This window comes from Pseudomonas sp. 8209 (assembly GCF_028682105.1).
Lineage (GTDB): Bacteria > Pseudomonadota > Gammaproteobacteria > Pseudomonadales > Pseudomonadaceae > Aquipseudomonas > Aquipseudomonas palmensis.
The window spans coordinates 302,991-324,293 of sequence record NZ_JANIAH010000002.1 but is presented as its reverse complement, the minus strand read 5'-3'; the positions used below and the strand labels follow the sequence as shown (position 1 = coordinate 324,293).

The 21,303-nt window shown below is 63.0% G+C and carries 25 protein-coding genes; 17 read left to right on the top strand and 8 right to left on the bottom strand.

The window, feature by feature from the left end; genetic code table 11:
- Positions 1-53: 53 nt before the first annotated feature.
- The 12 genes from NP552_RS05145 (at position 54) to recX (ending at position 9,000) form a co-directional block, all read left to right on the top strand.
- Positions 54-1,220: a phage tail sheath subtilisin-like domain-containing protein gene (locus NP552_RS05145; RefSeq protein WP_043864279.1), complete on the top strand. Its 1,167-nt coding sequence runs from the start codon at positions 54-56 to the stop codon at positions 1,218-1,220.
- A gap of 12 nt (positions 1,221-1,232) precedes the next feature.
- Positions 1,233-1,742, top strand: a complete 510-nt coding sequence (locus NP552_RS05140) for a phage major tail tube protein (protein ID WP_274096523.1) — start codon at positions 1,233-1,235, stop codon at positions 1,740-1,742.
- Positions 1,743-1,751: 9 nt separating this feature from the next.
- Complete coding sequence (locus NP552_RS05135) at positions 1,752-2,051, top strand: phage tail assembly protein (RefSeq protein WP_043864277.1); 300 nt, start codon at positions 1,752-1,754, stop codon at positions 2,049-2,051.
- Between the two features lie 140 nt (positions 2,052-2,191).
- The gene (locus tag NP552_RS05130; RefSeq protein WP_274096522.1) at positions 2,192-3,574 is read left to right on the top strand and encodes a hypothetical protein; all 1,383 of its coding nucleotides are present in this window, start codon (positions 2,192-2,194) and stop codon (positions 3,572-3,574) included.
- A 9-nt stretch (positions 3,575-3,583) separates the two neighbouring features.
- Positions 3,584-4,429: a phage tail protein gene (locus NP552_RS05125; RefSeq protein WP_054914985.1), complete on the top strand. Its 846-nt coding sequence runs from the start codon at positions 3,584-3,586 to the stop codon at positions 4,427-4,429.
- A complete protein-coding gene (locus NP552_RS05120; RefSeq protein WP_058541500.1) occupies positions 4,404-4,610 on the top strand; it encodes a tail protein X in 207 nt (68 codons plus the stop codon). Before NP552_RS05125 ends, NP552_RS05120 begins: the two co-directional genes overlap by 26 nt.
- Positions 4,611-4,674: 64 nt before the next feature.
- The gene (locus NP552_RS05115; RefSeq protein ID WP_058541501.1) at positions 4,675-5,718 is read left to right on the top strand and encodes a phage late control D family protein; all 1,044 of its coding nucleotides are present in this window, start codon (positions 4,675-4,677) and stop codon (positions 5,716-5,718) included.
- Positions 5,719-5,744: 26 nt separating this feature from the next.
- Entirely contained in the window at positions 5,745-6,296 is a 552-nt protein-coding gene (locus NP552_RS05110; RefSeq protein ID WP_054914982.1) for a glycoside hydrolase family 19 protein, read from the top strand.
- Positions 6,293-6,787, top strand: a complete 495-nt coding sequence (locus NP552_RS05105; RefSeq protein WP_058541502.1) for a lysis system i-spanin subunit Rz — start codon at positions 6,293-6,295, stop codon at positions 6,785-6,787. The genes NP552_RS05110 and NP552_RS05105 overlap by 4 nt, the downstream gene beginning before the upstream one ends.
- A 59-nt stretch (positions 6,788-6,846) precedes the next feature.
- Positions 6,847-7,329 carry a CinA family protein gene (locus NP552_RS05100; protein ID WP_054914980.1) on the top strand — a complete coding sequence of 161 codons (483 nt, stop codon included), beginning with the start codon at positions 6,847-6,849 and terminating at the stop codon, positions 7,327-7,329.
- A gap of 106 nt (positions 7,330-7,435) precedes the next feature.
- Positions 7,436-8,518 carry a recombinase RecA gene (gene recA, locus NP552_RS05095; protein WP_043864269.1) on the top strand — a complete coding sequence of 361 codons (1,083 nt, stop codon included), beginning with the start codon at positions 7,436-7,438 and terminating at the stop codon, positions 8,516-8,518.
- Between the two features lie 14 nt (positions 8,519-8,532).
- Entirely contained in the window at positions 8,533-9,000 is a 468-nt protein-coding gene (recX, locus tag NP552_RS05090) for a recombination regulator RecX (RefSeq protein ID WP_043864268.1), read from the top strand.
- 53 nt (positions 9,001-9,053) lie between these two features.
- Here recX and NP552_RS05085 read toward each other — a convergent pair whose 3' ends face one another.
- Both NP552_RS05085 and NP552_RS05080 read right to left on the bottom strand, forming a co-directional pair.
- The gene (locus tag NP552_RS05085) at positions 9,054-10,172 is read right to left on the bottom strand and encodes an LOG family protein (RefSeq protein WP_043864267.1); all 1,119 of its coding nucleotides are present in this window, start codon (positions 10,170-10,172) and stop codon (positions 9,054-9,056) included.
- A 345-nt stretch (positions 10,173-10,517) separates the two neighbouring features.
- Complete coding sequence (locus tag NP552_RS05080) at positions 10,518-10,937, bottom strand: quorum-sensing-regulated virulence factor family protein (protein ID WP_043864266.1); 420 nt, start codon at positions 10,935-10,937, stop codon at positions 10,518-10,520.
- Positions 10,938-11,183: 246 nt separating this feature from the next.
- Here NP552_RS05080 and NP552_RS05075 point away from each other — a divergent pair, with 246 nt between their 5' ends.
- The 3 genes from NP552_RS05075 (at position 11,184) to NP552_RS05065 (ending at position 13,249) form a co-directional block, all read left to right on the top strand.
- Positions 11,184-11,894 carry a tRNA-uridine aminocarboxypropyltransferase gene (locus tag NP552_RS05075; RefSeq protein WP_043864265.1) on the top strand — a complete coding sequence of 237 codons (711 nt, stop codon included), beginning with the start codon at positions 11,184-11,186 and terminating at the stop codon, positions 11,892-11,894.
- A 264-nt stretch (positions 11,895-12,158) separates the two neighbouring features.
- Complete coding sequence (gene erdR, locus NP552_RS05070) at positions 12,159-12,809, top strand: response regulator transcription factor ErdR (protein WP_043864264.1); 651 nt, start codon at positions 12,159-12,161, stop codon at positions 12,807-12,809.
- Positions 12,810-12,886: 77 nt separating this feature from the next.
- On the top strand, positions 12,887-13,249 hold the full coding sequence (locus NP552_RS05065; RefSeq protein ID WP_054914977.1) for a diacylglycerol kinase: 363 nt from the start codon (positions 12,887-12,889) through the stop codon (positions 13,247-13,249).
- Here NP552_RS05065 and NP552_RS05060 read toward each other — a convergent pair.
- A complete protein-coding gene (locus tag NP552_RS05060) occupies positions 13,246-14,172 on the bottom strand; it encodes a LysR family transcriptional regulator (RefSeq protein ID WP_043864262.1) in 927 nt (308 codons plus the stop codon). The genes NP552_RS05065 and NP552_RS05060 overlap by 4 nt on opposite strands.
- 121 nt (positions 14,173-14,293) lie before the next feature.
- Between NP552_RS05060 and fpr the strand changes: the two genes are divergently transcribed.
- Entirely contained in the window at positions 14,294-15,073 is a 780-nt protein-coding gene (gene fpr / locus NP552_RS05055; RefSeq protein WP_043864261.1) for a ferredoxin-NADP reductase, read from the top strand.
- Between the two features lie 110 nt (positions 15,074-15,183).
- Here fpr and tsaA read toward each other — a convergent pair whose 3' ends face one another.
- From tsaA to rimO, 5 genes are all read right to left on the bottom strand, one after another.
- Positions 15,184-15,879, bottom strand: coding sequence for a tRNA (N6-threonylcarbamoyladenosine(37)-N6)-methyltransferase TrmO (tsaA, locus tag NP552_RS05050; RefSeq protein ID WP_196932159.1), 696 nt, complete (start codon positions 15,877-15,879; stop codon positions 15,184-15,186).
- Between the two features lie 7 nt (positions 15,880-15,886).
- On the bottom strand, positions 15,887-16,348 hold the full coding sequence (locus NP552_RS05045; RefSeq protein WP_043864260.1) for a DUF1456 family protein: 462 nt from the start codon (positions 16,346-16,348) through the stop codon (positions 15,887-15,889).
- Between the two features lie 41 nt (positions 16,349-16,389).
- Positions 16,390-17,100, bottom strand: coding sequence for an rRNA pseudouridine synthase (locus NP552_RS05040; RefSeq protein WP_088514533.1), 711 nt, complete (start codon positions 17,098-17,100; stop codon positions 16,390-16,392).
- Between the two features lie 130 nt (positions 17,101-17,230).
- On the bottom strand, positions 17,231-17,698 hold the full coding sequence (locus NP552_RS05035) for an acetyltransferase (protein ID WP_054914976.1): 468 nt from the start codon (positions 17,696-17,698) through the stop codon (positions 17,231-17,233).
- A gap of 89 nt (positions 17,699-17,787) precedes the next feature.
- Complete coding sequence (gene rimO, locus NP552_RS05030; protein ID WP_043864258.1) at positions 17,788-19,125, bottom strand: 30S ribosomal protein S12 methylthiotransferase RimO; 1,338 nt, start codon at positions 19,123-19,125, stop codon at positions 17,788-17,790.
- A 267-nt stretch (positions 19,126-19,392) separates the two neighbouring features.
- Here rimO and NP552_RS05025 point away from each other — a divergent pair, with 267 nt between their 5' ends.
- Entirely contained in the window at positions 19,393-21,291 is a 1,899-nt protein-coding gene (locus tag NP552_RS05025) for a potassium transporter Kup (RefSeq protein WP_043864257.1), read from the top strand.
- The last annotated feature ends 12 nt before the right edge of the window (positions 21,292-21,303 follow it).

The following is a 21,303-nucleotide window of genomic DNA, read 5'->3' as shown; positions in this document are numbered from 1 at the left end:
CAACCTTACAAGGCCCTGCACCGCAGGGCCTTTTTCATACCCGGAGTTTACCCATGAGTGGTTTCTTTCACGGCGTCACCGTCACCAACGTCGACACCGGCGCCCGCACCATCGCGTTGCCGTCGTCCTCGATCATCGGCCTGGTGGACACCTTCACCGAAGGCCCGACCGCCAGCGCCAAGTTCAACGACCTGGTGCTGATCACCAGCGAGCGTGAAGCCATCGCCGCCTTCGGCGCCGACGCGGCCATCACCCGTGCCTGCCAGGCCATCTACCAGCGCGCCAAGGCGGTCATCGTCGCCTGCGGCGTGGCCAAGGTGGCCGACGCCGCCGAGCAGACATCCGCCATCATCGGCAGCGTGCTGGCCGACGGCAAGCGTACCGGCCTGCAAGCGCTGCTCGACGGCAAGAGCCGTTTCAACGCCCAGCCGCGCCTGCTGGTCACTCCAAAGCACAGCGCAACTCAAGCCGTCGCCACCGCCCTGGTGGCCCTGGCCGACAAGCTGCGCGGCCTGGCCATCATCGACGGCCCGGCCACCACCGACGAGGCCGCCCTGGCCTACGCCGAAAACTTCGGTGCCAAGCGCGCCTTCCTGGTCGACCCGGGCGTGCAGTACTGGGACACCACCACCAGCGCCACCGTCGATGCAGCGGCCTCGGCCTGGGTCGCCGGCCTGTTCGCCTGGACCGACAACGAGTACGGCTTCTGGGCCTCGCCCTCGAACAAGGAGTTCGTCGGCATCACCGGCACCACCCGCCCCATCGAGTTCCTCGATGGCGACGAGACCTGCCGCGCCAACCTGCTCAACAACGCCAACATCACCACCATCATCCGCGATGACGGCTATCGCCTGTGGGGCAACCGCACCCTGAGCAGCGACCCGAAGTGGGCCTTCGTCACCCGCGTGCGCACCATGGACATCGTGATGGACGCGATTCTCTACGGGCACAAATGGGCAGTCGACCGCTCGATCACCGCCACCTACGTCAAGGACGTGACCGAAGGCCTGCAGGCGTTCATGCGCGACCTCAAGGCCCAGGGCGCGATCATCAACTTCGAAGTGTTCGCCGACCCGGAACTCAACAGTGCCAGCCAGCTGGAGCAGGGCAAGGTGTACTGGAACATCCGCTTCACCGACGTACCACCGGCCGAAAACCCCAACTTCCGCGTCGAGGTCACCAACCAGTGGCTGACCGAAGTTCTCGATAACGCAGCTTAAGGAGCACTAGCAATGGCAATGATTCCCGAAACCCTGGCGAACCTGAACCTGTTCGTCGATGGCACCAGCTTCCAGGGCAATGTCACCAGCCTGACCCTGCCCAAGCTCACCCTGAAAATGGAAGAGCACCGGGTGGGCGGCATGGACATGCCCATCGAGATGGACATGGGCATGGAGAAGCAGGAAGCCGGCTTCACCACTACCGGCGTGCGCCGTGAGTCGCTGAAGTTCTTCGGCCTGGCCGATGGTTCTGCGTTCAACGGCACCTTCCGCGGTGCCTTCAAGGGCCTCAAGGGCGCTGTCACCCCGGTGATCGTGACCCTGCGCGGCGCGCTCAAGGAAGTCGACATGGGCGATTGGAAGGCCGGTGACAAGGCCGAGGTCAAGCACACCGTCGCCGTCACCTACTACAAGCTGGAAGTCGGCGGACGCCTGATCTACGAGATCGACCCCATCGGCATGAAGCGCGTGATCGACGGCGTCGACCAGCTCGCGGCACAACGTTCGGCCCTGGGCCTGTAAGGACTTCTCATGACCCAAGCAAAGATCCCCAGCTGGATGAAGCTGAGCGCCGACGGCGTGGTGGTGGCGCTGACCCGGCCGAGCGAAGCCAATGGCATCAAGGTCGACAGCCTGTCGTTGCGCTCGCCTACGGTACGCGACATTCGTGCGGCTCAGTCGGCCGGCAGCGGCGACGACGAGCAGCGTGAGCTGAACCTGTTCGCCTCCCTCGCCGAGGTGGGCATCAAGGACCTGGAGGGCCTCGCGCTCAAGGACTATGGCCGCCTGCAGGCGGGCTATTTTCGCCTGGTGCAAGACGACGAGCTTTGACCCCTCCCTTCAGAAGGTGGCCGCCAGGCGGCTTGCCCGTGAGCTGAATTTTTCTGCCACCGAGATCATGACCATGTCGTTCAACGACATGGTCTGGTGGCTCACGGAGTGAGCCGGTTTTGCACGCACAGGGGGACCGTATGGCAAACGCGTTAGCGTTGAAACTGGTTATCGGCGCCTCGGTCAGTTCGACGATAGGCGCATCATTCAAGCTGCTTGAGGCGCGGATCCGGCAACTCAGGCAATTGAGCAGCGAAGGCAAGGGCGACCTGTACCCGCTCGGGCACGAGACGCTGGGCAACGGGATGCTCGACAGCGCTCCTGGTGACCCGCAAGGCGCGAGAACTCAAGCAAAGACCGGGGGCGCCGTACAGGCTGCTGAAACACAGGGCTCCCGGCACAGGCTGACATTGTTGAAGAGCATCGACGGGCACTTGCAGGTGATCAGTTTCCAGGTCGCCGATGTTGCGCGCCGGCTTTCGCAATCGAAGCCCGCCAGGGTATTCGTAAACATCAGATCGCAAGCGGCACCGCAGGCACCCGCAGGGGCAGTTGCAGCTGCTTCACTGGAGACTGCAGCGCCTGCATCTCTGCCAACCGATGGGACACCTGCGGCGGGTCGGGTATCCGACCCGCTCAGCGGGAGAATGGCGGGGAGCGATGATACCGAGCCCCCGGCAAAGGGGCCGCAGCCCATAGGTATCATCGCTGTTGCCAGTGATTTCAGGGCAGGGCCACGGAAGGCTGGCGTGCTGGGTGGCGACGCTCCCAAAGGCGCAAGGGCGCCGCAACGCGTGTTTGTCGTCAATGCCCAGGACTTTTGCTGCGGCGCGATAACTTCGAGAAGGGGTAGAGGGGGAAGAAAGAACAGCCCCTCCAGGCGCCGACCTTCATCTGCTCCGGTTGGGCGCTGGGAAAGCATCAAAGGTTACCTCGGCAAGGCTGTTCCGGCGATCAAGGCCGCTCGAGCGCCCGCAGCCGTAGAGGCCATCTACAAGTTCGGCAAGACCTTCCTCACTGCAGAAACCACCGAGCAGAAGGCTGAGGGATATGGTGGGGCAGTGGGCGGTTTTGGTGGCGCACTGGCCGGGGCTGCGCTGGGCGCTTTCGTTCCTGTCATCGGTCCTGCGATCGGTTCGCTGATCGGGGGTATTGTGTTCAGCGAGTGGGGCTCCTCGTTAGCCAAGAAGTGGTTTGCAGACGACGATGCTGCCAAGCCTCCTGCTGGCGAACCCACTCACTTGTCCAAGTCGCTGGGCGATGTCGCTCGTTCGATGAATCCCGGCGCTGGCGAGCCGATGACAATTCTGTCGTTGCCGCCTGCGCCACCTTCGATCAGCCCTGCGCCGCAGCCGATTGCCCAACAGATCACCTTCGCCCCGAACATGCCCATCACCGTGCAGGGCAGTGTCACCGACCCGGCCCAGTTGGCGATGAACATCGAGCCGATCATTCGACGTCAGTTCCTCGAACTGACCCGTCAGGCTTCGATGCGGCAACTGGCCGACCCCACATTTGTATAAGGAGCTGCCATGACCTACATGGACCAGTTGCACTCGGCCCTGCGGGCGCTGATCGCAGCGGGGGAGGCGGGCCGGCGCAGTGCCGACGAGATGCTGGAGCCCATGACCGGCGCCATCAGCGATATCGCCGAAGCCGCTGCCGCGCTCGAGGACATCCCCTACGTCGGGCCGCTGATCGGCGCCAGGCTGCAACGCACGATGCGCGCCATCAACCGGGCGCAGCAGGGCGTCGACAAGGTGCTGGGCCGTTACAGCCGCGCCGTGGCCAAGGTTGCGCTGGTGCAGGAGCGCATCGTCATATTCGAGCAGAAGGCGGCCAAGGCTGCCGCAGCCATCAACAAGGTGGCGGGTCGCATCAGCCCGTCGCTGGGCACGTTGCTGCCCACCGGCAGTTTCGCGCCGTCGGTCACGCCGGCAGCCGAGGTGGTCAAGCCGTTCCCGCACCTGCTCATTCTGCAGTCGTTGCAGGCGCAGGCGCAGCCTTACTACTTCAACCTCGACACCGCGACCTTCGATGAACTGCGTCGCCAGAGCGGCTTTCGCTGGGCGGGCCAGGAGCGCCTGAGCCGCCACCCGGCGCAGCAGGCGGTGGGGCTGGGCGAAGAGCGCATCACCCTCAAGGGCACGATCTTTCCCGGTGCCAAAAGCGGGCTCGGCCAGTTGCAGGCGCTGCGCAGCATCGGTCGGCAATTGCAGCCACTGAGCCTGACCACCGGCTACGGCGAGGTACTGGGCAACTGGTGCCTGACCAGCATCGAGGAGGACCAGAGCAGCCTGGTGGCTGGCGGCATTCCTCGCAAACAAGGCTTTTCATTGGAGTTCGTGAGCTATGGCGACGATCTGCAGAACCTCTGACGGCGATCTGCTCGACAGCCTCTGCCAGCACTACTACGGGCACCTCAACGGCAGCGTCGAAGCGGTACTCGATGCCAACCAGGGCCTGGCCGACCAGGCGCAGCCGTTTGGTGCCGGGGTGCTCATCAGGCTGCCCGCATTGACGCCCGCCCGCCAGGCCCTGCTGCAGTTGTGGGACTGAGCTGGCGCGCCCCCCCTGCCTGCCAGCGCTGCGTGCGCGGGCAGGCCCTTCTGGAGCAGCAACCATGCAACCTGTGTTTCGCATCGTGGCCGATGGCAAGGACATCACCGCGCTGATCAATGATCGCCTGCTGTCGCTGCGTACCACCGACAAGCCGGGCATGGACTCGGACGAGTTCGAACTGCGTATCGACGATCGCGACGGCGAGGTGGCATTGCCGGCACGCGGTGCCTTCATCGAGGTGCATCTGGGCTACGCCGGCCAGGCATTGACCCGCCTGGGGCGCTACGCCGTGGATGAGGTGGAGCTGTCCGGGCCGCCCGACAGCATCGTGATCCGAGGCAAGGCCAGCGACATGCGCGGCAGCGGCAAGACCACCCGCAGCGGCAGCTGGGAGAACGTCACCCTGCAGCAGATCGTGCGCGACATCGCCGCGCGCAATGGCTGGCAGCCAGCGTGCCCGGTGACGCTGCGCATACCGCGCATCGACCAGTTCAACGAGTCGGACTTCAACTTCATCACCCGCCTGGGGCGCCTGTTCGACTGCACCGCCAAGGTAGCGAACGGCGCGCTGCTGGTGATGCCGCGCCAGGCCGGCAAGAGCGCCAGCGGCAAGGCCCTTGGCAACGTCATGATCAGCCGTGGCGATGTGCGCAGTTGGCAGTTTCGCATGACCGACAAAGGCACCCACAAGGCCGTGCAAACGCGTCATCTGGACAGCAAGACCGGCCAGCAGAGCGTGGTCGACCTGCCCAACGACGACGCGCCCGACGGCCTGTCGCCTGTGCACACCGACCGCCACCTGTACCCCAACCGTAGCGCTGCCGAGCAGGCCGCCAAGGCCCGCCTGGCGGCGCTCAACCGCAGCACCGCCAGCCTGCGCCTGGAAATGCCGGGCCGCACCGACCTGTTCGTCGAACGCATCCTCGACGCCCAGGGCTTCAAGCCCGGCCTCGATGGCGAGTACCTGATCGAGTCGATCGAGCAGGTGTTCAGCGCGTCCGGGTGGAGCACCACGGTCGAGTGCAATGGCGGCAAGCAAGGCAAGGCCAGGGCCAAGGGCGGGCAGGGTAATGCCGGTCGTTCGCTCAAGGCCGGACAGGCCTGAACCCCTATGCATTTTGGAGAATGATGATGGTCATCACTCAGCAGAACTTGATGCAGATTCTTCCCGGTGCCGGCGCCAATGCCGGCATTTTTGTACCCGCCCTGAACACTGCCATGGCCCGTTGGGAAATCGACAACCCCCGACGCATTGCCGCCTTCCTCGCGCAGATCGGCCACGAGTCGGGCCACCTGCGTTACGTGAAGGAGCTGGGCAGCGATCGCTACCTGTCCCGTTACGACACCGGCGCCCTGGCCCTGCGCCTGGGCAACACGCCGGAGGCGGACGGCGACGGTCAGCGGTACTGCGGCAGGGGGCTGATCCAGGTTACAGGGCGCAACAATTACCGCGCCTGCAGCATGGCGCTGTTTGGCGACGAGCGTCTGCTGGAGTTGCCGCAGTTGCTCGAGCAACCGCGTTGGGCCGCCGAGTCGGCTGCCTGGTTCTGGCACTCGCGCGGGCTTAACGCGCTGGCCGACCGCGGTGAGTTCAACCGCATCACGCGGCATATCAATGGTGGCCTCAATGGCCTGGAGGATCGCCTCAAACTCTGGGCCCGCGCCCGCGAGGTGCTGTGTTGAACCGCTTGCACGCTGGCGTGCTGCTGAGCCTGGTGCTGCTGGCCTGCGCATTGACCTGGCAGCTCCAGGGCTGGCGCCTGGGCCGCCAGCTGGCGCAGCAGCAACAGGCCTGGGCATTCGAACGCCAGCAACTGGCCGAGCGTGCTGCCGCCGAGCTGCAGGGCGAACGCCAGCAACGCCATGTGCTGGAGCGCCAGCTGGACTTGAACGACAACACCCATTATCAGGAGCTTCTCGATGCACAACAGGCTCAGGCACGCTTGCGTGATCGGCTGGCTACTGCTGATCTGCGGTTGTCGGTCCTTCTCGACCGCGACGCCACCCCCGACCTGCCTGCCGCCCCCGGCGCCGGCAGCCTGGATCATGGCGCCCCACGCGCCCGACTTGACCCGGCGCATGCTCGACGAATTATCGCCATCACCGATGCCGGTGACGCCGGACTGATCGCCCTGCGCGCCTGCCAGGGTTACATACGCGCGCTCACACCTTGAGTGTTCAGCCACGCCGCTAGCTGGTGTAGGGTAGGCGCCAGACCTTCAAGGAGCCCGCCATGGACCCGATCACCGCACTTTCTGCCCGGCTGGGGGAACACCTGCGCCGTTACAATGCCCAAGTCACCACGGCCGAGTCCTGCACCGGCGGTGGTATTGCCGAGGCCATCACGCGTATTCCAGGCAGTTCGGCCTGGTTCGAAGCGGGCTACGTGACCTACTCCAACGCCCAGAAGACTCGCCAGCTGGGGGTAGACCAGGCACTGTTCCCGCAGGTCGGGGCGGTCAGCCAGGAAGTGGTCGAGGCCATGGTGCGCGGCGCCCAGGCTGCCAGTGGGGCGCGCTTTGCCGTGGCGGTCAGCGGTGTGGCAGGGCCCGATGGCGGCTCGCCGGCCAAACCGGTGGGCACTGTATGGCTGGCCTGGGGCGACGGTGCGCATGTGGCCAGCGAGCGCCGGCACTTCGATGGCGACCGCGATGCGGTGCGCCGACAAACGGTAATCGCCGCCCTAGAGGGCTTGTTACAGCTTGGCGCAGAGTAAATCGCAAATCGGGGGTAGGCGGAAAGAAAACCCTGTGGAATAATACTGGCTACTTATACAGGTGTTGTGGCCGTCAGGCCCTATCGATGATTACGTGAGGACTTCAATGGACGACAACAAGAAGCGTGCCTTGGCTGCGGCCCTGGGTCAGATCGAACGTCAATTCGGTAAAGGCGCGGTCATGCGCATGGGCGATCACGATCGCCAGGCGATTCCGGCAATCTCGACCGGCTCGCTGGGTCTGGACATTGCTCTGGGCATCGGCGGCCTGCCAAAGGGCCGTATCGTCGAAATCTACGGTCCTGAGTCGTCGGGTAAGACCACGCTAACCCTGTCGGTGATCGCTCAGGCACAAAAAGCCGGCGCCACCTGCGCATTCGTCGACGCCGAACACGCCCTCGACCCCGAGTACGCCGGCAAGCTGGGCGTCAATGTCGACGACCTGCTGGTCTCGCAGCCGGACACCGGTGAGCAGGCCCTGGAAATCACCGACATGCTGGTGCGCTCCAACGCTGTCGACGTGATCATCGTCGACTCCGTGGCGGCCCTGGTACCCAAGGCCGAGATCGAAGGCGAAATGGGCGACATGCACGTGGGCCTGCAGGCTCGCTTGATGTCCCAGGCACTGCGCAAGATTACCGGCAACATCAAGAACGCCAACTGCCTGGTGATCTTCATCAACCAGATCCGCATGAAAATCGGCGTGATGTTCGGCAGCCCGGAAACCACCACAGGTGGTAACGCGCTGAAGTTCTACGCTTCGGTACGTCTGGACATCCGCCGTACCGGCGCGGTGAAGGAAGGCGACGAAGTGGTCGGCAGCGAAACCCGCGTCAAAATCGTCAAGAACAAGGTGGCGCCGCCGTTCCGCCAGGCCGAGTTCCAGATTCTGTATGGCAAGGGCATCTACCGCAACGGTGAGATCATCGACCTGGGCGTGCTGCACGGCTTCCTCGAAAAAGCCGGTGCCTGGTACAGCTACCAGGGCAGCAAGATCGGTCAGGGTAAAGCCAACTCCGCCAAGTTCCTGGCAGAGAACCCGGAAATCGCCGCGACCCTCGAGAAGCAGATCCGCGACAAGCTGCTGACCGGTGGTGTTGAAGCTGCAGCTGCTGCGGCTGCTGGTAAAACGGCTGCTGCAGAACCTGAAGATGATCTGGTCGACGCTGACGCCGACGCCAACTTCTGATTTGCAGATAGACCATGTCCGTCGTACTCGATACCCCCGTCGCCGTAAGGCGGACAGCTATGGACCTGCTCGCGCGACGCGAGCATGGTCGTGTCGAGCTGACGCGCAAGTTGCGTCAGCGCGGCGCTGAGCTCGAATTGATCGACCAGGAACTCGACCGTCTGACGGAAGAGGGCCTGCTCAGCGAAGCGCGCTATCTCGAAAGTTTCATCAGTTACCGCTCCCGTTCGGGCTATGGCCCTGCGCGTATCCGTGAAGAGCTCAGTCAGCGCGGTTTGCAGCGTAGTGATATCGAACAGGCCTTGCGTGAATGTGGCATCGACTGGCAAAGCCTGCTGATCGATGTATGGCAACGCAAGTTTTCCGGGCAACTGCCCTCCGATCCGCGCAGTCGCGCACAGCAAACCCGTTTTCTGGTCTACCGTGGTTTTTCCATGGAGATGGTCGGTCGTGTGCTGAGTGGTCGCAGCCTGGACGATTGAGCGATGGCCGACCCCGAAAGGGGGTAGGCCAGGCATGTTCACGGTGTGGCTTTTCAGGTGACCTTGAGGGGTTCACGTGCCCGTTGCGGGGCTTCATTGTGCTGAGGCTTTGCCCAGTTTTCCGAGCGGTTGATGAAGTCCACCAGCTCGCGCAGGCGGCCCTGATCGCGTCCATTGAAGGCAAAAGCCAGGCGTGACAAGTGGCTGAACTGTGCCTCGTCATGCTCCTCGCCTGCATAGGCGTGCTGATGGAAGTCGCCACTCAGGCGCAGGTCGGCAAAGGACTGCTGGATGTCGAGCAGGGCCGCTTCGCTGAGCGGGTGGTGTGTGCGAATCACGAACTGGTTCTTCAGCCAGCGGCTGGAGTGGTAGTTGCTGTAGAACTGGTTGATTTCCGCTACCGCATCGTCGGCGTTGTTCACCAGGCGCACCAGCTTCAGATCGTTCGGCAGGATGTAGCGATTGCCTTCGAGCTGGCGGGTAATGAAGTCCAGTGCATCCTGCCAGAAGGTCCCCCCCGGTGAGTCGAGCAGTACCACCGGTACCAGCGGACTCTTGCCGGTCTGGATCAGGGTCAGCACTTCCAAGGCCTCGTCCAGGGTGCCGAAACCGCCCGGGCACAGTACCAGCGCGTCAGCTTCCTTGACGAAGAACAGCTTGCGAATGAAAAAGAAGTGGAACGGCAGCAACTTGTCCGTTCCATCCACCGTGGCATTGGCGTGCTGCTCGAAGGGCAGGGTGATGTTGAAGCCCAGGCAGTTGTCCACGCCTGCGCCTTCGTGAGCCGCAGCCATGATGCCGCCCCCGGCCCCGGTGATCACCATCAGGTCCGAGCGCGCCAGGGTCGCACCGAGCTCGCGGGCCAGGGCATACATGGGGTGTTCGACCGGGGTGCGTGCCGAGCCGAACACGGTGACCTTGCGTCGCCCCTTGTACTGGTGCAGCACACGGAAGGCGTGGTCGAGTTCGCGCAGTGCCTGCAGGGTGATCTTGGCGCTCCAGCGGTCGCTGTCATCGTGCGCCATGCGCAACACGGTCAGCATCATGTCCCGGTACAGTGGCAGGTTGGGGCTGTTGGGGGCGACCAGGTTGAGCTGTTGTTCGAGGTGGGTCAGGTCGATTGCATTGTTCTTGAAATGGTTGGCTAGCAATTCGTTGGTCTGGTACGGCATTCAACTTCTCCTTTTGCAGCAAAACCTTCGGCCTGGCCGCACATCGGTCAGGCCCCTCTGCTTGTCCGCAAAGTGAAAGGTCCTGGCTATAAATCTAGACCTTGTCGCAGGGTTATGCCGGTGTCGATCGTGGGCTCGCGAGGACGCGGCAGGCAATGGGCTGTGCGTGATGTTCAGGTGGGAGCCGGGCGGACAAGCCGGGCCCAAACTGCGCAGTACAGGCCAACAACCGGGGCCTGAAGTGGCAAGGCCTGTGGTGACTGTGCGTAGAGTACGCGTCACATTCAGGCCTTGATCGCTGAGCTGCGCGCCGATGGCGAGCAGCGGCGCAACAGAGAACGCTGGTTACTTCTTCTTCTGCCCGGAAACGCAACTGGCCTTGTTGAACGACTGGTCGATCACCGGGCGGTTGGTCTTGTACTCGGTGAAACGGTAGGTCAGCACGGCACCGCGGTCCATCAACTGGCGAAAGCCGGTGTTACGGCACACGCTGTCTCCCAGTTGGCCGCGCATGACTTCCGGGTTTTGCTGCATTTTTTGTGCATGGCCGGCGCGAACGCTGAGGTGGTTGATCAACTGGTTGCCTTCGACAGTGTAGCCCTGATCGAGGATGTCTTCGTTGATTGCCCGAGGGGTACCCACGCTGCTTTCCTTGGCGACTTCTTGAAGCTTCTGGTTCAGGGCGTACTCTTGCTTGGAGACGGCATGCGCGCCCAACGGCAGGGCAAGCAACAGGCTCAAGGATGGGGCAATGAAACGCAGCATGAATCTCTCCTGGTTCGATAACTGGCGATTTGACCGGTCATTGCGCGCAGTGTTCCGTCACAGGCGCGATGGCAGTACTGGCAGGTCTGTACAGGCTGGAGATTATAAGGGAGTAGCGCGCAACGCTGCACGGCAAATACGGCCAGTGGAGGCGGGCTCTGGTAAACTGCCGGGGTTTTAGTCTCGCTGAGCCTGCGTCGTGCCCTGCCTTTATTGCCATCCCCATTGCCACCGTTGCGCCCTGTCATGAGCCATGCCGTCTCGCGCCTGCGCGCCGAGCGCCTGGCGCGCAGTGTCAAACCCTTCGTCGCGCGCGGCTCGCGTGCGCCACGCTGTCCCGGCTGCCGGGTAATCCCCGAGTACTGTCTGTGTGCCTGGCGCCCGCGGGTGCAGGCGCACTCGGGCATTTGCCTGCTCATGCATGACACCGAACCACTCAAGCCTACGAACACGGGCTGGCTGATTGCCGACGTGATCGGTGACACCACGGCGTTTGCCTGGGAACGCAAGGCGGTGGATGCACAGTTGCAAGCGTTGCTCGATGATCCACAGTGGCAGCCCTACATCGTTTTCCCGGGTGAGTTCGTGGCGCCGGAGCGAGTGGTCAGCAGCGTCGCCCCAGCGTCGGGCAAGCGCCCGCTGTTCATTCTGCTGGATGCCACGTGGCCCGAAGCCCGCAAGATGTTTCGCAAAAGCCCGTATCTGGAACGGTTCCCGGTGCTCAATCTGCAGCCTGAACAGATCTCGCGCTACACATTGCGCCGCTCGCGGCGCGACGACCATTTCTGTACCGCTGAAGTGGCAGCCATGTGTCTGGAACTGGCCGATGATCAGCAGGCCTCGCAGGCACTGGATGCCTATCTGGACGTATTCAGCACCCATTATCTGGGCGCCAAGAACAGGCTTGTGCTGGATGAAGACGATGCCGTGCACCAAAAACTGCGGCCCTTCCTATAGTTCAAGGGGCAAGTACGCCACTTTGCTTCATAATGTGTGCACTGGCGCCATGGGCTACGAGACAACCACCGGGCTTTGAACTTGACCACCCGGTCCGGGCTCGGCATCCTTGGCGCCGATTCGGGCACGACGAAGGCTTGAATGCTGTTTTCCTGGCCCCGACGTGCCTTTTTGGCTTCCGGCACTGCCGCCCGATGCCCTTGAGCTGCCCCGCCAGGCGCCCCCACGCTGGCTGCGCCTGCACAGAACAGGATCATTAGATCGATGGCCACATACGAAATCCTGATTGCCGATGACCACCCGCTGTTTCGCAGTGCGCTGCGCCAGGCCGTTACCCTGGGCCTTGGTCCGGACGTTCGACTGGTTGAGGTGGCAAGCATCGCCGAACTGGAAACCCGCCTGGCCGAGAAAAACGACTGGGACCTGGTGCTGCTGGACCTGAACATGCCCGGTGCCTATGGTTTCTCGGGGCTGGTGCTGCTGCGCGGTCAGTATCCGCAAATCCCGGTGGTGATGGTCTCGGCCCAGGAAGAGGCGGCCGTGGTGGTAAAGTCCCGAGAATTCGGTGCCAGTGGCTTTATCCCAAAATCCAGCCCGCTGGAGCAGATTCAGGATGCGGTCAAGAAAGTGCTCGATGGCGATGTCTGGTGGCCGCCGCAAGCCTTCGAGAAGATCGATGTGTCCGCTGAAGCCAAGGCCGCCAGCGAGGGCCTGGCCAGCCTTACCCCACAGCAATTCCGCGTGTTGACCATGGTGTGCGAAGGCTTGCTGAACAAGCAGATTGCCTATGAGCTGAGTGTGTCGGAGGCCACGATCAAGGCCCACGTCACCGCGATCTTCCGCAAGCTGGGCGTGCGTACGCGCACCCAGGCCGCGTTGTTGCTGCAACAATTGGAATCGGTTTCAACGAGTTAAGGCCACTGGCCTTCACGCTTTTTTGACTCGGCGTGCACTAGCCTGCATCGCTCCTCATTGGGTTCAAGTGGCTTTCTATGTCGCCTTTCAAGGGCCAGACCGGCCTTAAACGAGTGTTCAACGCCGCCGGCTATTCGTTCGACGGCCTGCGCGCCGCCTTTACCGGCGAAGCGGCGTTTCGTCAGTTGGTGCTGCTCAACGTGGTGCTGATCCCGGTCGCCTTCTGGCTGGATGTAAGCCGTGCCGAACGCGCGATCCTGATCGCGGTGTGCCTGCTGGGGCTGATCGTCGAGCTGCTCAACTCTGCCGTGGAAGCCGCGATCGATCGTATTTCCCTGGACCGCCACCCGTTGTCCAAGAACGCCAAGGACATGGGCAGTGCTGCCCAGTTCGTGGCGTTGAGCATCGTGGCGGTGGTGTGGGCGGTGATTCTGCTCTAGGCAATGTGCGGCAGCACGATTTCGTCGCTGCGTCGTACCCCGGCGGTAAAGTTGCGGCACAACTCCAGAAACTCGCGCATCGCCGAGGTCTGGTACTTCTGCTTGTGCCAGATGAAGTAGAACTGCCGCGCCAGGTCCAGGTCGGGGGTTTCCACCGCCACCAGGCTGCCGCGACGAAACGCATCGCGCAGCGCCAGACGTGAAATGCAGCCGATCCCGAGCCCTGATTCCACCGCGCGTTTGATCGCTTCGGTATGTTCCAGCTCCAGGCGGATGTTGAGTGTCGAGCGATGGTGGCGCATCGCCTGGTCAAAGGTCAGGCGCGTGCCTGAACCCTGCTCGCGCAGAATCCAGGCTTCATGGGTCAGTTCCTCAAGGCTGGCACGACCCTTGAGCGCCAAGGGGTGCTGCGGCGCGCAGAACACCACCAGTTCGTCCTCGACCCAGGGCTGAACCTCCAGGTCGGGGTGGTTGCAATCGCCTTCTATAAGACCCAGATCAATTTCATAGTGCGCGACCTGATGCACGATATGGGCGGTGTTCTGTACATGCAGTTTGACCTGGCTCTCCGGGTGAACCTGCATGAAGCTGCCGATCAGCAAGGTGGCCAGGTAGTTGCCGATGGTCAGTGTGGCGCCCACTGCCAGAGAGCCGAAGCCGGACTTGCCGTTGAGCAGGTCCTCGATTTCCTTGGCCTGGTCGAGCAGGGCCACGGCCTGGGGCAGCAGCTGGTGCCCCAGTGCATTGAGGCTCAGGCGCTTGCCGGCACGATCGAACAGCTGACAGCTGGATTGCCGTTCAAGCTCGGTGATGGAGGTGCTCGCAGCCGACTGCGACAGCGCCAGTATCCCGGCCGCACGGGAGACGCTCTGGTGTTGCGCGACGGCCACGAAGACCTGAAGTTGACGCAGTGTAAATCGCATATCTATATAACCGATAAGACATATCTTGATAATTCATTTAACAGATATTGTCGCTCGCACTAAACTATCGCGCAATCGCGCTCACGGTCAGCGCTGCGTTATTTTTCAGGAGCCCCCGTACATGAGCAACATGAACCACGAACGTGTCCTCAGTGTTCATCACTGGAACGACACCCTGTTCAGCTTCAAGTGCACCCGCGACCCGGGCCTGCGCTTCGAGAACGGTCAGTTCGTGATGATCGGCCTGCAACAGCCTAACGGCCGCCCGCTCATGCGCGCCTATTCGATCGCCAGCCCTAACTGGGAAGAGCATCTGGAGTTCTTCAGCATCAAGGTGCCGGACGGCCCGCTGACCTCGCAGTTGCAGCACCTGAAGGAAGGCGACGAGATCATCATCAGCAAGAAGCCTACCGGCACCCTGGTGCTGGATGACCTGAACCCGGGCAAGCACCTGTACCTGCTGAGCACCGGCACTGGCCTGGCACCGTTCATGAGCGTCATCCAGGACCCGGAAACCTACGAGCGCTTCGAGAAGGTGATCCTGGTCCACGGTGTGCGCTACGTCAACGAAGTGGCCTATCGCGAGTTCATCACCGAGCACCTGCCGCAGAACGAGTTCTTCGGTGAGGCGCTGCGTGAAAAACTGATCTACTACCCCACCGTCACCCGCGAGCCGTTCGAGAATCAGGGTCGCCTGACTGACCTGATGCGCAGCGGCAAACTGTTCAGCGACATTGGCCTGCCGCCGATCAACCCGCAGGACGATCGTGCGATGATCTGCGGTAGCCCGAGCATGCTGGATGAAACCAGCGAAGTCCTGAACAGCTTCGGCCTGAAAGTCTCCGCGCGCATGCGCGAGCCAGGTGACTATCTGATCGAGCGTGCGTTCGTCGAGAAGTAAGCAGGCAGTACCAATAAAAAACGCAGACCTTGGTCTGCGTTTTTTTTGCCCTGGATTTGTGGTGCGGCATTCGCCGGCGCGGCGTTCCTGCGACCTTGCGGGCGCCGGCCCTACGCCTCGCGCACCACCTCCAGCACCCGGATCGTATCCAGCTGAGGGTAGTGCCAGCGTACCTGCACGTCCCAGAACCTGACCCCGTACACCCGCTCGACCGGGGGCACCTGATAGGCCGGGCGTGGATCCTGTGCCAGGCATTGTTCTATCAGCTCCACCAACGGCTCTGCGAGACGCAGCGCATGCGCATGGGCCTGCTGCAGTGCCGAGTCGCTCCACTGCACCGTGATCGGCGCAGGCGGGGTGCTGGCCATGTGATTGACCGCCCCGGCTACGCTGTCGGCATAGGGTACATAGGGCTTGATATCGATGACCGGCGTGCCGTCCAACAGGTCGATGCCCGACAGCAGCAGTCGCCCGGCCTCGACGCCCTCCAGCTTCACCACCGATTGCCCGATGCCGTTTGGCCGGTGGGTGGCGCGGGTGGCGAACACGCCCATCGACGTGTTGCCGCCCAGGCGCGGCGGGCGCACCTTCAGGCGCGGCTTCTCTTCCAGGGCCTGATGAAACAGGAACAGCAGCCACACGTGGCTGACCTGCTCTAGCCCGGCAACCGCTTCCCCCTGATCGAAAGGCGATACCAGCTCCAGCGCCCCGCGCGCAGCCGGAGCCAGCTGCGGTTGGCGCGGGATGGCGAACTTCTCCTTGAAGCAGGAGCGCACGTAGCCGACCGGCTCGACACTGTAGGCCATGATCGAATCAGCCACGCACTCGCAGGGTCAGGCCCTTGAGGAAGTTGCGCAGCAACTGGTCGCCACAGGGGCGGTAGTTGCTGTTGCCGACCTTGCGGAACAGGGCGCTGAGTTCAGGCTTGGATACCGAAAAATCCGCCGCCTTGAGAATGGCATGCAGGTCGTCTTCCTTTAGCTCGAAGGCCACCCGCAGTTTTTTCAGGATGATGTTGTTGGTGACCGGCAGTTCGACCGGCAGAGGCGGGCGGCTCTCGTCACGACCACGCTTGAACACCACCAGGCCATCGAGAAAATGCGCGATGACCTCGTCCGGGCAGCGCACGAAGCCTTCTTCCTCGTCTTTTTTCAGGTAGCTGGCAATGTCGGCATCGCTGACGTCAAAACCGTTGATGCGGGTGATCTCTGCCAGTTTGGCATCGCTGATATCCAGCATGTAGCGCAGGCTGCGCAGCACATCGTTGTGAATCATTGGACAATCCTGATCAAGTGGCAACGCCCGAGTGGCGAGGCCTAGAATTTTTCTTTGCTGGACAGGTAGCGCCACTGGCCCAGCGGCAGCTTGCTCATGGCCACGCCGCCCAGGCGAATACGGCGCATGCTGACCACGCTGACACCGACACTGCGGCACAGCAGTTCGATCAGCCCCGGCGTCGGGTTTTTCAGCACCATGCGCAGGCGCGTCTCGTTCTGCCAGCTGGCCTTGATGCGGGGCAATTCCTGGCCCTTCCAGGTGAAACCGCGGTTAAGGCGTTCGAGGCCATGGGCAACCATCTCGCCGCTGACCTCGACCACATACTCCTGCTCCAGCTTGGCCAGGTCCGAGGTGACCTTGCGCACGGCACGCCAGTCCTGGCTGTACACCTGCAGGCCGCTGGCGCCCTGTTGCAGCTCGGCGACGCAGGTCAGCCGGGCAAAGTGGCCCTTGAGCGGGCGATGCCCTTCGGCGTGGGCCTCGGACAAGGTGGCCGGGGTCATGCTCAGGCGAGCGCTTTCGCTGTCCTGGTCGGCGGCCTGGTGCAGCAGCAGGGTTACCGGTTCCAGGGCTTCGGCCTTGGCGCCCGGCAGCAGGGCGACGACCTGGCCGTCGACCTTGAGCTGTGGCTCGTCGACGACGTTGCCGTCAACGGTCACCCAACCGCCTTCGATATAGAGTTCGGCCTCCCGTCGGGAGCAGCCGACCAGTTCGATAAGGCGTTTGGAAAGACGAATGGGTTCAGACATGACGGCGGCCGTGGCACAGGGAAAGGCGCCCATTGTAACCGCCCGGGCGAGCGAAGGCCCGGCTACATTCGTGCCGGGCGGCTATTAATGCCGTGAGGGGATGATTTTCGGATCGGCCTTACAGCGTCCTTCAGCCCGTGCTCGCAGACTGTGTACGACCTAGCCTGAGGTGAAGCAGGGGGTAGGGTTTGCCCATGCCGTCCTTTTCCGAGCGCCCGATGACTTCGAAGCCTTGGCTGGCATAGAAGCCGATGGCCTGGGGATTCTGCTCGTTGACGTCGAGCTCATCGGCGTTCAGCTCATTGATGGCATGCCGCAGCAACTGCTTGCCGATGCCCTGACCGCGATACTGCGGGTCGACGAACAGCATTTCGACACGCCCGGCCGCTACACCGGCAAAGCCGGTGATGCGTTGCTGGCTGTCCTTGCAGCAGATCAGCATCACTGCATCCAGGTACTTGGGCACCAGTTCACGCAGCAGCACGATGTAGCTTTCGGGGAGAAAATCGTGGGTGGCACGTACCGAGGCTTCCCATACCTGCAGCAGGCGAGGGTAGTCGTGGGGGCTAGGGGTTTGCACGGTGGAATGCGCGCGCATCGCAGGGTCTCCTGGGGTGTCCGTACTGGACACGATAGTCCAATAAAAAGCCCCGCCATGATGGCAGGGCTTTTCCAGGCCGCAAAGCGTCAGACAGGCTCGGCCCACAGGTCGTATTCGTCGGCATCGGTGACGACGCACCAGACCTTGTCCCCCGGCTTGAAGCCGTGGTCGCCGTCGATGAACACATTGCCGTCGATCTCCGGGGCGTCGAAGAAGCTGCGGCCCACCGAGCCCTGCTCCTCGACTTCGTCGATCAGCACTTCGATGCGCTTGCCGATGCGCAGTTGCAGACGCGCGCTGCTGATGGCCTGCTGGTGGGCCATGAAGCGATCCCAGCGGTCCTGCTTGACGTCATCAGGAACCACGGGCAGGTCCAGGTCGTTGGCCGGTGCGCCTTCGACGGGCGAGTACTGGAAGCAGCCGACGCGGTCGAGCTGGGCTTCGGTGAGCCAGTCGAGCAGGTACTGGAAGTCTTCCTCGGTCTCGCCGGGGAAGCCGACGATGAAGGTGGAGCGGATGATCAGCTCCGGGCACTGTTCGCGCCATTTCTTGATGCGTGCCAGGGTCTTGTCTTCGAAGGCAGGGCGCTTCATCGACTTGAGCACTTTGGGGCTGGCGTGCTGGAACGGGATGTCCAGGTAAGGCAGCAGCTTGCCGGCGGCCATCAGCGGGATCACGTCATCGACGTTCGGGTACGGGTACACATAGTGCAGGCGCACCCACACGCCCAGGCTGCCGAGCGCTTCGCACAGCTCGAGCATGCGCGTCTTGACCGGCCGGCCGTTCCAGAAGTCGGTCTTGTACTTGACGTCGACGCCGTAGGCGCTGGTGTCCTGGGAGATCACCAGCAGCTCCTTGACGCCGGCCTTGACCAGGCGCTCGGCCTCGCTCAGCACCTCGCCCACCGGGCGGCTGACCAGCTTGCCACGCATCGACGGAATGATGCAGAAGCTGCAGGTGTGGTTGCAGCCTTCGGAAATCTTCAGGTAGGCGTAGTGACGCGGGGTCAGCTTGACACCCTGGGGCGGCACCAGATCGATCAGCGGATTGTGGTCCTGACGTGGTGGCACCACTTCGTGCACGGCGTTGACCACCTGCTCGTACTGCTGCGGCCCGGACACCGACAACACGCTGGGGTGCACGTCGCGAATGTTGTTGGCGTCGACACCCATGCAGCCGGTAACGATGACCTTGCCGTTTTCCTTGATGGCCTCGCCGATCACTTCCAGCGATTCGGCCTTGGCCGAGTCGATGAAGCCACAGGTGTTGACCACCACCACGTCGGCATCCTCGTAGGTGGGCACGACTTCATAGCCTTCCATGCGCAGCTGGGTCAGGATGCGCTCGGAATCGACCAGGGCTTTGGGGCAACCCAGGGAAACGAAGCCGACCTTTGGCGTGGTGGGCGTGGCGGTGGTGGACATGGTTAACCTCGGTGTAGAGGGGCTGCTTGGCACGCGAAGGTGGCAGCCCTGACGGGCGCTTTGGGGCGCCTCTGATCAAAAAGTGCGCAATTCTAGCGAGGCACAACGCGCTTGACTAGCAGAAATGCGACGAACGCTGCGCTATGCTTCGCGCCATCGCTCCCGCGTCGTTCAGCGCTGCGTTCGGCACGCTGCGACGGGTTGCAAAAATGATAGCGCCTGGCGCGAATTTCGCCGGCCTCTGGGTCTTGGTTGCGGGAGTGGTTGATGGTTCAGGCAAGCAGTCAGGCCAATGCCGGGCATACGGCGGCAAAGCCGCTGAGCCTGCTGGTGGCGGCAGTCGGGGTGGTATACGGCGATATCGGTACCAGCCCCTTGTATACCCTCAAGGAAGTCTTCTCCGGCGGCTACGGGGTGCCGGTCAACCATGATGGTGTGCTGGGCATCCTGGCGTTGATCCTGTGGTCGCTGATCTGGGTGGTGTCGATCAAGTACGTGCTGTTCATCCTGCGCGCGGACAACCAGGGGGAGGGTGGCATCATGGCCCTGACCGCGCTGGCCCGACGAGCGGCTGCACCTTATCCCAGATTGCGTGCGCTGCTGGTGGTGTTCGGCTTGTTCGGTGCGGCGCTGTTCTATGGCGACAGCATGATCACCCCGGCGATTTCGGTGCTGTCGGCGGTCGAAGGCATGCAACTGGCGTTCGATGGCATCGATCACTGGGTGATACCGGTGGCGCTGGTCGTGCTGGTGGCGCTGTTCCTGATCCAGAAGCACGGTACCGCGCGCATCGGCATTCTGTTCGGGCCGGTGATGGTGGCCTGGTTCGTGGTGCTGGCGGCCCTGGGCGTGCACGGCATCGTCCAGCGCCCCGAAGTGCTGCAGGCGCTCAACCCGATCTGGGCTGTGCGCTTCTTCATCGTCCACCCCGGCATGGGCGTGGCGATTCTGGGCGCCGTGGTGCTGGCGCTGACCGGGGCCGAGGCCTTGTACGCCGACATGGGGCATTTTGGCCGCAAGCCGATCGCGCGGGCCTGGTTCGCGCTGGTGCTGCCGGCGCTGGTGCTCAACTATTTCGGTCAGGGCGCATTGCTGCTGGAGAACCCCGAAGCGGCACGTAACCCGTTCTACCTGCTGGCCCCCGGCTGGGCGCTGGTGCCGCTGGTCGGGCTGGCCACCCTGGCCACCGTGATCGCTTCCCAGGCGGTGATTTCCGGGGCCTTCTCCCTCACCCGCCAGGCCATCCAGCTTGGTTATGTGCCGCGCATGCAGATCCAGCACACCTCCAGCGACGAGCAGGGGCAGATCTACATCGGGGCGGTCAACTGGTCGCTGATGGTCGGGGTGATCCTGCTGGTGCTGGGCTTCGAGTCCTCCGGCGCGCTGGCGTCGGCCTATGGCGTTGCGGTAACCGGGACCATGCTGATCACCACCATCCTGGTGTCGGCGGTGATGTTGCTGCTGTGGAAGTGGCCACCGCTGCTGGCGGTACCGGTACTGCTGGGCTTTCTGTTCGTCGACGGGCTGTTCTTTGCCGCCAACGTGCCCAAGGTGCTGCAGGGCGGGGCATTCCCGGTGCTGGCAGGGATTGCGCTGTTCATCCTGATGACCACCTGGAAGCGCGGCAAGCAGATCCTGGTGGAGCGCCTGGATGAGGGGGCGTTGCCATTGCCGGTGTTCATCGCCAGCATCCGCGTGCAGCCGCCGCACCGTGTGGAAGGTACGGCGGTGTTCCTGACCGCGCGTTCGGACGCGGTGCCCCATGCGCTGCTGCACAACATGCTGCACAACCAGGTGCTGCACCGCCAGGTGGTGTTGCTCACCGTGGTCAACGAGGATTCACCGCGGGTACCGCCACAGCGGCGTTTCGAGGTGGAGGGGTATGGCGAGGGGTTCTACCGGGTGATCCTGCATTTCGGCTTCATGGACGAGCCGGACGTGCCGGCGGCGTTGAAGCTGTGTCACCTGGACGAGCTGGATTTCAGCCCCATGCGCACCACCTACTTCCTCAGCCGCGAGACGGTGATCGCATCCAAGCTGGTGGGCATGTCGCGCTGGCGCGGGGTGCTGTTTGCCTTCCTGCTGAAGAATGCCAACGGCAACCTGAGGTTCTTCAACCTGCCATTGAACCGGGTGATCGAGCTGGGTACGCAGGTGGAGATCTAGCGGGGCCTTTCG

Coding starts and splice junctions, on each gene's coding strand:
- NP552_RS05085 (WP_043864267.1), bottom strand. CDS start 10,172: ATGCCGTACCAGACCAACGAATTGCTAGCCAACCATTTCAAGAACAAT.
- erdR (WP_043864264.1), top strand. CDS start 12,159: ATGGCCACATACGAAATCCTGATTGCCGATGACCACCCGCTGTTTCGC.
- NP552_RS05140 (WP_274096523.1), top strand. CDS start 1,233: ATGGCAATGATTCCCGAAACCCTGGCGAACCTGAACCTGTTCGTCGAT.
- recX (WP_043864268.1), top strand. CDS start 8,533: ATGTCCGTCGTACTCGATACCCCCGTCGCCGTAAGGCGGACAGCTATG.
- NP552_RS05135 (WP_043864277.1), top strand. CDS start 1,752: ATGACCCAAGCAAAGATCCCCAGCTGGATGAAGCTGAGCGCCGACGGC.
- NP552_RS05115 (WP_058541501.1), top strand. CDS start 4,675: ATGCAACCTGTGTTTCGCATCGTGGCCGATGGCAAGGACATCACCGCG.
- NP552_RS05110 (WP_054914982.1), top strand. CDS start 5,745: ATGGTCATCACTCAGCAGAACTTGATGCAGATTCTTCCCGGTGCCGGC.
- NP552_RS05100 (WP_054914980.1), top strand. CDS start 6,847: ATGGACCCGATCACCGCACTTTCTGCCCGGCTGGGGGAACACCTGCGC.
- NP552_RS05065 (WP_054914977.1), top strand. CDS start 12,887: ATGTCGCCTTTCAAGGGCCAGACCGGCCTTAAACGAGTGTTCAACGCC.
- NP552_RS05025 (WP_043864257.1), top strand. CDS start 19,393: ATGGTTCAGGCAAGCAGTCAGGCCAATGCCGGGCATACGGCGGCAAAG.
- fpr (WP_043864261.1), top strand. CDS start 14,294: ATGAGCAACATGAACCACGAACGTGTCCTCAGTGTTCATCACTGGAAC.
- NP552_RS05040 (WP_088514533.1), bottom strand. CDS start 17,100: ATGTCTGAACCCATTCGTCTTTCCAAACGCCTTATCGAACTGGTCGGC.
- recA (WP_043864269.1), top strand. CDS start 7,436: ATGGACGACAACAAGAAGCGTGCCTTGGCTGCGGCCCTGGGTCAGATC.
- NP552_RS05130 (WP_274096522.1), top strand. CDS start 2,192: ATGGCAAACGCGTTAGCGTTGAAACTGGTTATCGGCGCCTCGGTCAGT.
- NP552_RS05125 (WP_054914985.1), top strand. CDS start 3,584: ATGACCTACATGGACCAGTTGCACTCGGCCCTGCGGGCGCTGATCGCA.
- NP552_RS05080 (WP_043864266.1), bottom strand. CDS start 10,937: ATGCTGCGTTTCATTGCCCCATCCTTGAGCCTGTTGCTTGCCCTGCCG.
- NP552_RS05045 (WP_043864260.1), bottom strand. CDS start 16,348: ATGATTCACAACGATGTGCTGCGCAGCCTGCGCTACATGCTGGATATC.
- tsaA (WP_196932159.1), bottom strand. CDS start 15,879: ATGGCCTACAGTGTCGAGCCGGTCGGCTACGTGCGCTCCTGCTTCAAG.
- NP552_RS05060 (WP_043864262.1), bottom strand. CDS start 14,172: ATGCGATTTACACTGCGTCAACTTCAGGTCTTCGTGGCCGTCGCGCAA.
- NP552_RS05145 (WP_043864279.1), top strand. CDS start 54: ATGAGTGGTTTCTTTCACGGCGTCACCGTCACCAACGTCGACACCGGC.
- rimO (WP_043864258.1), bottom strand. CDS start 19,125: ATGTCCACCACCGCCACGCCCACCACGCCAAAGGTCGGCTTCGTTTCC.
- NP552_RS05075 (WP_043864265.1), top strand. CDS start 11,184: ATGAGCCATGCCGTCTCGCGCCTGCGCGCCGAGCGCCTGGCGCGCAGT.
- NP552_RS05120 (WP_058541500.1), top strand. CDS start 4,404: ATGGCGACGATCTGCAGAACCTCTGACGGCGATCTGCTCGACAGCCTC.
- NP552_RS05035 (WP_054914976.1), bottom strand. CDS start 17,698: ATGCGCGCGCATTCCACCGTGCAAACCCCTAGCCCCCACGACTACCCT.